The organism is Streptococcus sp. UBA4344 (assembly GCF_002393675.1).
Lineage (GTDB): Bacteria > Bacillota > Bacilli > Lactobacillales > Streptococcaceae > Streptococcus > Streptococcus vicugnae.
The window spans coordinates 1-11824 of the sequence record NZ_DGTE01000011.1 but is presented as its reverse complement, the minus strand read 5'-3'; the positions used below and the strand labels follow the sequence as shown (position 1 = coordinate 11824).

Annotated in this window: 12 protein-coding genes and 1 tRNA gene; 1 reads left to right on the top strand and 12 read right to left on the bottom strand. The window is 36.1% G+C overall.

Features of this window, described 5'->3' with window-relative positions:
• Nucleotides 1-233: 233 nt before the first annotated feature.
• Nucleotides 234-304, bottom strand: a tRNA-Cys gene (locus B4D49_RS02120).
• A gap of 153 nt (nucleotides 305-457) precedes the next feature.
• Between B4D49_RS02120 and B4D49_RS02115 the strand changes: the two genes are divergently transcribed.
• Nucleotides 458-1411 carry a S66 family peptidase gene (locus B4D49_RS02115; protein WP_132869200.1) on the top strand — a complete coding sequence of 318 codons (954 nt, stop codon included), beginning with the start codon at nucleotides 458-460 and terminating at the stop codon, nucleotides 1409-1411.
• 87 nt (nucleotides 1412-1498) lie between these two features.
• Here B4D49_RS02115 and B4D49_RS02110 read toward each other — a convergent pair whose 3' ends face one another.
• The 11 genes from B4D49_RS02110 to B4D49_RS02060 form a co-directional block, all read right to left on the bottom strand.
• Nucleotides 1499-2023: a transporter gene (locus B4D49_RS02110; RefSeq protein WP_249927607.1), complete on the bottom strand. Its 525-nt coding sequence runs from the start codon at nucleotides 2021-2023 to the stop codon at nucleotides 1499-1501.
• Nucleotides 2013-2387, bottom strand: a complete 375-nt coding sequence (locus tag B4D49_RS02105) for a hypothetical protein (RefSeq protein ID WP_199543578.1) — start codon at nucleotides 2385-2387, stop codon at nucleotides 2013-2015. Before B4D49_RS02105 ends, B4D49_RS02110 begins: the two co-directional genes overlap by 11 nt.
• Nucleotides 2380-2655, bottom strand: a complete 276-nt coding sequence (locus B4D49_RS02100) for a hypothetical protein (protein ID WP_074482346.1) — start codon at nucleotides 2653-2655, stop codon at nucleotides 2380-2382. Before B4D49_RS02100 ends, B4D49_RS02105 begins: the two co-directional genes overlap by 8 nt.
• Nucleotides 2642-4012 (bottom strand): hypothetical protein, encoded by a 1371-nt coding sequence (locus B4D49_RS02095; protein WP_286783054.1) that lies wholly within the window; start codon nucleotides 4010-4012, stop codon nucleotides 2642-2644. Before B4D49_RS02095 ends, B4D49_RS02100 begins: the two co-directional genes overlap by 14 nt.
• Nucleotides 3954-4682: an ABC transporter ATP-binding protein gene (locus tag B4D49_RS02090; RefSeq protein ID WP_286783053.1), complete on the bottom strand. Its 729-nt coding sequence runs from the start codon at nucleotides 4680-4682 to the stop codon at nucleotides 3954-3956. Before B4D49_RS02090 ends, B4D49_RS02095 begins: the two co-directional genes overlap by 59 nt.
• Nucleotides 4683-4727: 45 nt before the next feature.
• Nucleotides 4728-4943 carry a hypothetical protein gene (locus B4D49_RS02085; protein ID WP_074482343.1) on the bottom strand — a complete coding sequence of 72 codons (216 nt, stop codon included), beginning with the start codon at nucleotides 4941-4943 and terminating at the stop codon, nucleotides 4728-4730.
• Nucleotides 4944-5519: 576 nt separating this feature from the next.
• Entirely contained in the window at nucleotides 5520-6389 is an 870-nt protein-coding gene (locus B4D49_RS02080) for a helix-turn-helix domain-containing protein (protein WP_199543579.1), read from the bottom strand.
• A gap of 260 nt (nucleotides 6390-6649) precedes the next feature.
• Complete coding sequence (locus B4D49_RS02075) at nucleotides 6650-8545, bottom strand: M13 family metallopeptidase (RefSeq protein WP_286783052.1); 1896 nt, start codon at nucleotides 8543-8545, stop codon at nucleotides 6650-6652.
• A 159-nt stretch (nucleotides 8546-8704) separates the two neighbouring features.
• Nucleotides 8705-9532, bottom strand: a complete 828-nt coding sequence (locus B4D49_RS02070) for a class C sortase (protein ID WP_286783051.1) — start codon at nucleotides 9530-9532, stop codon at nucleotides 8705-8707.
• A gap of 187 nt (nucleotides 9533-9719) precedes the next feature.
• A complete protein-coding gene (locus B4D49_RS02065; RefSeq protein ID WP_286783050.1) occupies nucleotides 9720-11171 on the bottom strand; it encodes an isopeptide-forming domain-containing fimbrial protein in 1452 nt (483 codons plus the stop codon).
• 113 nt (nucleotides 11172-11284) lie between these two features.
• Nucleotides 11285-11824, bottom strand: a 540-nt coding sequence (locus B4D49_RS02060) for a Cna B-type domain-containing protein (protein WP_286783049.1), incomplete at its 5' end; no start/stop codon positions are given.

Sequence of the window (11824 nt, the reverse complement as noted above, 5' to 3'; positions counted from 1 at the left end):
CACTTCAGATATATTATCCAACATATGATTCTGACAATTATAATCAAATATACATTTTACTATTATTTTATAACTTCGTCGTAAGTCTGTAAAGCTTGTTATCATATCTATATCTACCAAATTTATAATCAAGGTTACAACAATAGTCACCCCATCATTTTAACAGTAAATTTTCCACACACAAAAAAAGCCCGACAGAATCGGGCTTTTTTGTGTGCAAACACATTATATAAAGGCGGTAGACGGATTTGAACCGACGATCAAGCTTTTGCAGAGCCGTGCCTTACCACTTGGCTATACCGCCATAACAGATAATATTTTACCCTAAAATAATAAGCTCGTCAAGCCTAATTCGTGAAATTCTGAAAGAGGATTATGAAAATAAAAGAATTCACGGCTTTACCCTTGAAATTTCAACAATCTATGCTATAATACTAAAAATCTTTGGAGGTGTTTTATGAAAAAACTAAGTCCTAACAGTCACATTCGCGTACTCAGTCCGTCAGATTCAATTGCTCGCTTGGGTGGATTTGAAGCCAATCTTTCTGCCAAAGAAACGTTAGAAAATCTAGGATTTCGTGTGTCATTTTCAGAACATTACTTAGAATCTGATATGCTCTATTCTTCTTCAATCAAGAGCCGTGTTGCTGATTTGCACGCTGCTTTTGCTGATGACTCTGTTGATGCTATTCTGGCTACGATTGGTGGTTTTAATTCTAACGAACTATTGCCTTATCTTGACTACGACTTAATTGCCAAACACCCTAAAATCATCTGTGGGTATTCGGATTCGACAGCTTTTTTGAATGCTATTTTTGCTAAAACTGGAAACCACACTTACATGGGACCGTCATATTCTAGTTTTAAAATGAAAGAAGGTCAAGATTACCAGAGCAAGGCTTGGTTAAACGCCATGACAAAATCAGCTTATGACCTTGTTCCAAGTCAAGAGTGGTCAAGCGACCCTTGGTATGACCCAACACAACCACGTCATTTTATGCCAACAGAATGGAAAATTTACAACGCAGGGAAAGCTTCTGGCACCATTATTGGTGGAAATTTATCTACTTTTGGACTGCTTCGCGGAACACCTTACGCCCCTCAAGTCAACGATTATGTCCTTTTCTTAGAAGAGGCAGAAGAAGATGACTATCATGATTTTGATCGCAATTTAGCAGCCATTTTACAAGCTTACCCCAATCCAAAAGCGGTGCTTATCGGACGCTTCCCAAAGGAATGCCAGATGACACCCGAAATATTAACCTATATCCTAGACAAGCACCCACTTCTTAAAACCATTCCTGTCATGTATGACCTTGATTTTGCCCACACTCAGCCACTCTTTACAATCACTATCGGCGCACAAGCAAGCATTGACACTGATACTTTGAGTATTCATATCGAGGAATAAAACTCCTCTATGAAGAATTTTATATATGAGTATGAACTAAAAAACAAAAACGCCTTTTCGTAAAAACGAATTGGCGTATTTTATCTTTCAGCTTTGACTAAATGCAATCATTTTATCTAGGATTTTAACTAGACGTTGTTCTTGATCTTTAGTCATTTTATCCTTAGTGGCATCGTGGTCATCGACTGTACCAACGTGAACTTTGACTTCTCCTGAACTATTAATTGCAACGACAAAAGGAACGTATAATTTGTCTTCTTTGGTGTAAGTCTGAGAAAATTTTTTCACGATAGCATTGTCGGCATCGCTATATTGTTCACCTCGAACATCGACTGTATAGGCTTTACTATGGTCTGCTTGTAGTTCCTTGTCTAAGACAGGTAACAACTCTACACACCATGGACAGGTTGGAAAGCCAAAATAATACATTCCTTGTTCTTTAGCTTCTAAGCGATTAACCACATCATCTGGATTTTCTTTAACCAGCTGAGCTGTTTCATCAACATATGGACTTGTTCCATTGACCTTATTGGTTATGACATAACCGCCAATGAAAATAACCGCAAATAAAACAATAAGCAGGCCTATTTTCAATGTTTTTTTATTTTTCACTATTTTTCTCCTTTTGGATAAGTTGAACAATTGACAATAAAATCACTTCGCCATCTGCTGTAAATGGTAAGAGGTTAAACAGATTCATTAGACAAGTTACCTTCAATACAAGGGTATAGTAGTTTAAAGGGATTAAAATGCCAATAATTGTTAACAGAAATGGTGATATAAAAGCAATTAAGAAATTATCTAGTGGACAGTTTCGATTTCTATACTCTACTTGAAAAGCAAGAATACCTACGTGTTTAAAACACGCTTGATAACGCAATACTCGTGCCACCAAGTAATGCAAAATCTCATGTAATCCAACAGCGACATAAACCGACAGAATCGTAATGACGACTAAAACGAATATTTCAATCATGTTTATTCGTGCTGTATTTATCAGTGAGATATGTCAAAGCATAGACAAGGCAAAAATAGATAATAAAAGCTATCAAAGTTTGCCAAGACAAGCCAAACGTTGTGGAAATATTATGCTCAGTAATTTTGTTATCAATGGTGATGCCTAACAAAGTTTTTACTGAAGCTGACGAGCCGCCAAGTTGAAATAATTTCCAAAGGCTTGTAAACACGACTAAGGCAGCGTAGCTCACTACACTAATCCCTAGACAACGACTAAAATCTTTCATATCTTAACCTCCTAAGAAGACTATAGTGAATACCTGCTAATAGAATAATAGTTATCAAACCCAGGCTTGCATTTTTTACAACAAGCGTGACTAATATAAAAACAATTCCTAACAAAAACATTGATGTGGTCTCATTGAGATTCCCTCGTGATTTTGGAAAAAGATAACCTAACATCAAAGCAGATTGAGCAAATGCAATTGACACCATTACTTGATTGATATTAGCTAAGTGGCAGCCATAGCAAATCAATAAAGGAACTTCCAACAATACAAGAAGGAAATACTGTCTAAAGTATTCTTCCCACACCGTAATCCGTAAGAGATTATATTGATGTCGAAAATCCTCTGTGCTATCGCCATGTGAAAGTAATAATAAGCCATTAAAAGCAAGTAAGGTTGGTAAGACTGCAAAAACTGCAGCTCTGCCGCTTTGATAAGCAATAATTCCCACAACAATCACCGGAAAAATGAGGTAATACCAATTTGTTTTATAACGAAAAGTGACTTTATCAAGAACAGGTACCTTGATAAAACGACTATGACTAGTTACTAAAGTATCAGCTAAAGTATCAGCTAAAGGCAAATGCAAAAGCAAGTAAACAGCTATAATCAGACAGCTCAAACTAACAAGAAACGCCCCTAAAATCAACTCATGAATGGAAAATGGAGAAGAAGCTAATCGTGATTCTAGAGCATAACGCCATTGAAAGAAATAAGCTAAACTGATTATCAAAATAACATTTGCTAGGAGTAGTTTAATCACAAGTAAGTGTTTCATCTGCCTTTGCAAAAGCAGATCCAGCCCTAAGGATAGAATTTCTAAGCTGATGATAACAATAATGAACGAAAAATGTTGACTAAGGAAAAATAGTCCAAAATCTCCCACAAAAGTCGTGACTAGTTTAATAGCAGGCGTTGCGATAATCATGACTAATTCATAAATCCCAATCATCAACACCAAGCGAAACAAAGAATAGGCTCTTTGAACATCACGTCTTCGAAATGGTAAGGCTTTAACGAAATACAAAGATGTCTTATCCAAAGCTAAGGTTGCCTCAACGAAAAGGAAGGACAAGCAGCCCAAAACGACAGTATTGCTGAAATAACTAAAAAAGATTTGCTTTTGCCCTGTTTCCAAAATAGCAAGAGGAACATTTGTTCTGATGGATGATATTTTTGCCAACTCTTTCATATTGTAAAGGTAATACAAAATGTAAAGCAGGCATAGGAAAGTTACAAAGGAACGTCTTACCCATTTTGATTTAAAAATAGGACGATTTAAGAAACCTTTTAAAGCATTATTCAGAAACATTGTCATCAAAAGTTGCGTATCTTTGAATGAACGTGATTTTATCATGAACAGACTCCGTGCGTAACACCTCTGCTTCCAACTGGCTAGCATCGCCAGTAAAAGGAACTAATTTCCCATTGGACATTAAAAAAATATGGTCACAAAAGTGATTGATTATGGTCATATTATGTGAAATTAAGACAAAACTACGATGACTAAGCAAAGCCTGAAAAAGTTTTACTGTAATCAAAGTGGTTTCAAAATCCAAACCGTTAAACAGTTCATCTCCTAAAACATAGGGTGCATTTGATAAAACAGCAGCTATAATTTGAACCTTCTTTTTCATCCCAAAAGAATATGATTCTAATAGCTGATTCTTAGCCTCCTTCAAATCATATAATTCAAAGAAAGAATCGACCTTATCACGGTCTGCATTTGGATAACGCGCCAAAACAAATTGAATGTATTCATTTCCTGTCATGTAATCCGGAAGATAAAAATCAGATGGAATATAAAAGACTTGCTCTTTGAAGGCATCAGATTGATTATGATGACTATCAATCCAAATCTGACCATCACTTGGGCGTTTCAAACCAACGATACAATCTAAAAATGTTGTCTTACCGCTACCATTAATACCAACAATAACACTCACTTGTTTTTCAGGAAAACTCACTGAAATATCATTTAAAACCAAGCGCTTATATTTTTTAGATAAGTGTTCAATCTTAATCATAAATTCCTTATTCTAACACCTTCTCTTAAAAGTAAAGAAAAGATTCTATTTAGTACAGTTAAATGTTACATGAATAACATCTGGAACACCTAGCTTAATACCGCCAGCAAAATTCCCTGATTGTGAAGTGCAGTAAGCTGCATAACCAATAACTGCAATAACAGAAACAAGAGCGCAAACTGCCCAAACCCACTTAACAGTCACTTTTGAAGCATATTTAGCTTGCAAAGCAACCAAGTAGTTATCCATAAATCCAAACATAATGTTTTTCCTTTCAACTTTAAAATATGAATACTCAAAATTACCATGGTAAATGGTAAGGTATTCCTATTTTGCAAGGTGTTATTTTTCGAAAAATAATTACCAAAAACGTAAACTATTTAAACAGATTACTCCTATATCCTACCATTGAAAAGTCTTATTTTCTGAAAATTGTATATTTGCTCAACAAAAAAAGTTTATTTGCGTATTTGCAAATAAACCGATTTTAAGACTTTCGCTGATACAATGAAGACATAACATTAAGGAGGATACTACTAATGCTTAAACTAACCCTTAAACAATTAATTAAAACAGTCGTTCTGATACTTCCATTCTTTGTATATTACCCGTAAAAATCACTCAAATCAACCCAAGTAATAACATTTCATCCCTTCCCCTGCCCTAATAAATGTTGTTACACACAAAACTTATTAAATAATACGTAATATATAAAATATGGAGGATACTTATTATGTTTAAACAATACCTAAAACAAATTTTTAAAGCAGTCACTTTTGTAATTCCAATGTTTGTATTGCCTCTCGCTCTCTTCTTGTAGTTGGTTTTCTTATTAAATTAAAATTTATCTGGAAAAATGCTTGATAAATTTCCTTTCAAGAAAGCAACCATAACAGGATTACCAGTTCCTTCTACACATTTAATGAATTCTTCCAAATCAGACAAATCATCTGATTTTTCTTCCATGTAATTTACTACTTTTTTCAAAAAATTGAGCCACGTCATAGCAAACATATCTTGGTAAGTTAATATCTTTTCAAGATGTTCAATAAAATAGTTAGCTTGATAAGTTTTCCCATAACCTATTAACATGAGTATCAAATTTAAAAAAACAACCTCAGCATTTTTTTTATGACTTGGAAGAGATAAATATAATTTATCACGATCTACAAAAGCTTTCCCCAAAAAAATTAAATCTGATTCTGATAAAATAGACATGGTATTACCAAATACAAATAGCTCGTACTCTGTCCATTCTTCAATCTCATAAAGATATGATGTCAAAAAATTCTTTTCTTCTTCTGTGATTTCATAAGTCGGATCAAGAGTGTGAATAGAAGATTTTATAATTAACTCATTTAAACGCTTATAAACATCAAATGTTTCAGAATCTTTTTCACTTTCAAGTAAACTATACAAACCGTTGATATCTTGCTTATTATATAAATCATTAATCTTATTTAATATTTGAAACGTCTTCGGTTCTTGATAGTTGTTAATCGCATGTCCGAACTCTGAGAAGGTCATGTGAATACCTGAAATGGCGATTAAGAGTTTGTCTGCAGCGAGCATGGATTGGCCGTTTTCAAAACGTGAGAGTTGAGATACTGAGAGGTTTTCGCGTGCGACGTCTTTTAGTTTCAAGCCACGCGCGATTCGTAATTCACGATAAAGTTCACCCAATTGCATTGATTTTTCGAGTTTCATACAGTCTCCTTTGTTGATTGTAATCTGATGTTATCAGACCTTTAAGAACTATGTTTTCTATATTCTCACAACAAGAAAGGTCTTTATCTGTTATCCTAAACAGCTTAGAAAAGTCATAGTCTATATTTCTATTTTAAAAATCTAGTTGTATTAGATAAGTATACTAATGTTTATTGTATCACAATTTTTAAAAAGAGATAGCAAAAAACAAGAACTTGGTTAAACCAAGTTCTTGTTTTTCACGATTTTATCGATAATAATTACCAAATAATCACTCGATTTTCTGGTGCACGCCACATTGGGTCACCAGCTTTGATATCAAATTCTTCATGGAAGTCATCAAAGTTTGTCAAAGTCACATTGGTACGAAGTTTACCCGGCGCATGCACATCAATACTTGCTAACATTTGCATGTATTCCTCACGCGCTTTCATGCGCCAGATTGTTGCAAAGTTGATAAAGAAATCACGCGCAGAGAAATCAGCATCTTGTTTTGCTGCTTCTAAGGCACAAGCCACACCACCAAGGTCTGCTACATTTTCAGAAACAGTTAATTTACCATTGACTTTAGCACCGTATGAATCTAAACCATCAAATTGTTCAACAATTTTATCAGTGCGTTCTGTGAAAGCTTTATAATCAGCATCTGTCCACCAGTTGTTTAGGCTACCATTTTCATCAAATGATGCTCCATTGGTATCAAAAGCATGCGAAATTTCATGAGCAATAACTGCTCCGATACCACCATAGTTAGCTGATGAACTTTGTTCCAAGCTGTAAAATGGTGCTTGTAAAATAGCTGCTGGGAAAACAATTTGGTTTTGTTGAGGATCATAATAAGCATTGACCATGTGCGCTGGCATATGCCATTCACTACGATCAACCGGTTTGTTCCATTTGCTCCAGCTGTGAGCGATAGAAATTTTAGCCAGATTTCGCGCATTTTCAACGAGTGACAAAGACTCGTCAATGATTTTTTTCGCATAAGTTTCTGGTAATTTTTCCGGATAACCAATGTGAGGAGTAATAACGTTCAACTTAACAATAGCTTTCTCACGTGTTTCTTTGGCTAACCAATCTGCAGATGCTAGACGTTTCTTATAAACATCAATCATAGTAGCAACCTTATGCTCTACATCAGCTTTAGCTTCAGGAGAGAATTTTTGTCCAGCATACCAAAGACCAAGTGCTTGACTATAAGCACCAGATGCTAGATAGTAAGCCGCTTTCTTCTTATCCATGGCTTGTGGTGTTCCTGAAAGAGCACGACTGTAAGTCCCTGAAAGCACGCGGATATCATCTGTCAAATAACTGTTGTAACTTGTTGCTGCAGAAATGATAAGGTCTGCTTTAAGCAAATCCCAATTTTTTTCTGAATAATACTCATCTGCAAATTCTTTCCAGAAACGTTCTTCTGGTACGATGACTTTATCTGGAATTTCTCCAAGAATTTTTGTGAAAATACTATCCAAAGGAAGTTCCGGTGCTAATTTGGTAAAATCAGCCCAATCGTATGGATGATAAAGTTTAACATACTCAGATGATTCTTCACGTGATAAGACATATTTAGCCAACTTGGCATCAAGTTCAATTGTTTTGTCTAGCAAATCTTTAATTTCTTCTGCTGAGAAACCAAATTTTGCTAGCAATTCTTCTTGCATGTGACGCCATGTCGCTAACAATTCTTTTCCTTTTTCATTGTCTTCTGCGTAGTAAGTCGTATCTGGCAAGATTGTTCCAGGCGCTTCTGCCCATAGCACATTTAGCTGAGCATTCATGAAATCAGGTGCCACTCCAAACGGAAATTCATTTGGTTTTCCTGCCAGTTCAAAATCAGCAATTTGCTCTGCAAAATCCGTAAAAGAAGCTAACTTTTTATATTCTTCAATCAAAGGAAGGACTGGTGCTACTCCTACTGCTTCACGTGTGGCATAATCAGATGTCATGCGGTGGAACTTAACAAAATTCTGCAAAATGCTATCATCCGGAAGATTTTTTCCAGCCAACCAACTATCTGTAGTTGCTAGCATTAATTCTTCGATTTCATCAGCTAAATCTGAAAAACCTCCCGTACGTGGTTTATCATCGGGAATAACAGCTGTCTTTTCCCATTCGCCATTGACGGCATCATAAAAATCATCTTGATATCGAGTCATAAGGATCTCCTTTTTATCTGTTAGAACCATTCTATCAAAAATTCAAAAGAATAACAGTTATAAGGATTTTCAAAAGAGAAAAATTCCAAAACTGATTTTTCTCTCAAAAAAATCAAAAAGCTAGCCTACTGCAAAGCTAACTTTTTGATAAAACACAAATTAATATCGCAGTTTACGATAAACCGTAATCACCAATAAGAGAAGAATAAAGATAAAAATGGCTAATATTGGTGCTACTAGTAGGGGTTCTACCCGACTAGCTTCAGAAATCACGCGCGCATTTTTAACTTTATTTGGAATACGATGACCGCGTACCAAAAGGCGGTGAGTATTGACTCCATACGGCGTACAAGTTACCAAGGTCACATAATCTTGATTTGGATCAATTGCTAGCGCTGAGACATCATCTGGCAAGACCGTCAAAATCTGATCTACTTCATAAGTCAAGGTTTCATCTAGAACTTGAATCATGAAAGTATCACCTTCAACCAAACGGTCGATGTCTGTGAAGAGCTTAGCTGATGGCAAACCACGGTGACCTGAAATCACAGCGTGCGTTCCCTTACCACCCACAGGAAGTGATGTCCCTGGGATATGCCCAATAGCCACCTGCAAGACACTATCGTCCGTACCATGGTAAATCGGCAAAGTCGTATTCAACTTAGGGATTTCAACATAAGCCATAATCCCTGTACCAGTCACATCAAGCGTTTGATTATAACGAGCTTTCTCAGCTTTTGATAAATTCAAATCAGGCATGACACCTTGTGACAAAGTTTGGTTATAATCTTTTGCTGCTTTCAACATGTCATCTTTCTTTTGTTGACTCATGTCCTGAACATTTTGGACATAGCCAGCCACAGCTTCTGATTGGTGAAATGAGTTCCAATAATCGCTAACTGTCGGATACAACAAAAGGGACAGCCCGATTATTAATATAAAGACGAGGCTAATCGTCAAATAATTCTCTTTAATCTTTTTTATCATAATAAAGGGCTCTCCTCACCATTGCAATAGGAAAGGGAGCGAAAGAAAAGTTGACACTCCTCATCCACTCCCTGCTAGGTAACAAGGCTCTAACAGCCGACCAATCGGTCTAAAACTCATTACAAAGTATTAATGCTTCAATTTCCACCTTGCAACCTAACACCTATAACAACAGTCTGCCTAGTGTTTATTTAGCATCCATGCGTTTTTTAGTAACAAGCAAGATACCAGCAGCAAGAACAAGAATAGTACCTACAACATAAAGGATAGTTGTTCCCATACCACCAGTTGAAGGAAGAACAGAACCTTTTTTGTTGACAACATCAGTTGTTAAAGAACCAGCAGTAGTGTTTGAAGTAAATTCAAGACTACCAGTTCCTGTAACTGAGTTCAATGCTGGACTATCAGAAGTGATATCATGGTCTGCAGTTACTGTAAATTCAACATCATCAATTGTGTTGTAACCATTTGGTGTAGTTGTTTCTGAAAGTTTGTAATCACCATCATCAAGACCTGAGAATGTGAAAATATTTTTCTTATCACTGTTTTCTGCAGCAGTTGCTTCATCTGCTGAAATTGTTTTTACTGCAGTCCATTCACCATTTACTTTTTTGTAAAGAGTGAATCCAGCACCTGGCAAAGCAGCACCATCTTGGTCAACTTTATTTACAACAACTTTGTAAGTAAAGACGATAACAGTATCTTCTGGAGTTTCACCAGTTGGAGAAGTTTCACCGCTACCAGTGTAGTTAGGATTGTTTGAGTAGATAAGTTTGACAGTATTTGGGTTACCTTCTGAACCAATAACAGCATTTTCATTAAGAGTAGCTGTGTATTCAACAACTACTTTTGTTGATGAAGTAACACCGTCAAGTGATTTCAAGTTGTTAATTTTGAAGCTTGAACCATCATCAGCGATTGTGAATGATGACGTAACATCAGTTTTTTCATCGTCATTTACAAGGTAAACTTTAGCATCTTTGTTGTAAGTCAAACCAGATGAAAGTGTATCTGAAAGTTCAAGATAGTATTCATCATAAGAATCAAGATTAGCTGGCAATGTAGCAGTCAATTGGAAAGGGACTGAATCGTTAATATCGTAGTCAGCAGAATCTTGCCAATCAGTAGTTTCACCAGTTGTATCGTTAGTATCTTTTACTTTTTTCTCAACAGATGGAACACTTGTTTTAGGTTCTACAGTAACGTTATTAACAACTTGCAAAATGTAGTTTGTATAAGCTTCGTTGCTACCAACAGTTGCGTTTTGGACAAGGTAGTAACCAGCTGCGAGACCTGTTAAACCACCAGCATTTTGGAGGTATTGACCTGCCGCTTTAGCAAATTCTTCTGCTTGGCTAGCAGTAAAATCTTCTGCTCCCAATACTTCTGCAAGTTCAGCTGCAGAGCTTACACCATATTTTGTTTGAAGAGCTGTTTGACCAGCTTCAGTGATACCATTACCCCATTTAATGTTTGAAAGGGTTGTACCATCTTCTGATAAAGTACCAGTAAAGATTTGGTAAGATTCATAAGTACCATTACCACCGTCAACAGTGATATCGTACGCTAGTGCTTTCCCACCAGTAAAGGCAAGAAAAGCTGCTAACAATGTAGCAAAAATTAATTTAAGCTTTTTCATAATAATTCCTTTTCTTTCTTTTTTGATTTAGTGTGAGTAGAGTAAAAATATAATCTAAGGCTTGGCATCTATCGACTAGGCAACACCGCCTTTACCAATATATAAACTAATCATCATAGGTGACCTCCTATCTGATAACGTTTATAGACTTTAAAGATTAATAAGCCAATAGCAAGTAATGATAATGCCGCACCAGCTAAGTAATGCCATTGCGTACCATTACCACCAGTCTCAGGCAAATCATATTGCTTCTGAGCTGTATTCCTAATGGTAATCGTTGCAGAATCCGAAGCAATCGCCATATCAGCTGCTTCCTCAGTAGGAACATCATTATTACTATTAGTGTAGCTAGTATCATAACCAGAAACAGCATTCTCTTTTACATAGTAAGTATAAGTGACCGCATTTCCAGACGAATCCGTACCCGAAACAGGTAGTTCTGTATAAGTTTTCGTCCAGTCATCATCATGACTTAATGTTTCCCCAGACTTATAAGTTGATTCGGTAGACGTTCCGTCCTCTGCCGTTGCAACCTGAATCACATCATAAGTGATAGAACCATCAGAACGACTTGTCTCATCACCAGTAGCCGTGAACCATTTCTTATTGACGGTTAAGTCAATCGTCTTAATCTTTTCGTTTTCAACGTAAGC

Bases quoted from the DNA above. Each gene is read 5' to 3' on its own strand.
- B4D49_RS02115 (WP_132869200.1), top strand. From the start codon at position 458: ATGAAAAAACTAAGTCCTAACAGTCACATTCGCGTACTCAGTCCGTCA.
- B4D49_RS02105 (WP_199543578.1), bottom strand. From the start codon at position 2,387: ATGATTGAAATATTCGTTTTAGTCGTCATTACGATTCTGTCGGTTTAT.
- B4D49_RS02100 (WP_074482346.1), bottom strand. From the start codon at position 2,655: ATGAAAGATTTTAGTCGTTGTCTAGGGATTAGTGTAGTGAGCTACGCT.
- B4D49_RS02095 (WP_286783054.1), bottom strand. From the start codon at position 4,012: ATGATAAAATCACGTTCATTCAAAGATACGCAACTTTTGATGACAATG.
- B4D49_RS02090 (WP_286783053.1), bottom strand. From the start codon at position 4,682: ATGATTAAGATTGAACACTTATCTAAAAAATATAAGCGCTTGGTTTTA.
- B4D49_RS02085 (WP_074482343.1), bottom strand. From the start codon at position 4,943: ATGTTTGGATTTATGGATAACTACTTGGTTGCTTTGCAAGCTAAATAT.
- B4D49_RS02080 (WP_199543579.1), bottom strand. From the start codon at position 6,389: ATGAAACTCGAAAAATCAATGCAATTGGGTGAACTTTATCGTGAATTA.
- B4D49_RS02075 (WP_286783052.1), bottom strand. From the start codon at position 8,545: ATGACTCGATATCAAGATGATTTTTATGATGCCGTCAATGGCGAATGG.
- B4D49_RS02070 (WP_286783051.1), bottom strand. From the start codon at position 9,532: ATGATAAAAAAGATTAAAGAGAATTATTTGACGATTAGCCTCGTCTTT.
- B4D49_RS02065 (WP_286783050.1), bottom strand. From the start codon at position 11,171: ATGAAAAAGCTTAAATTAATTTTTGCTACATTGTTAGCAGCTTTTCTT.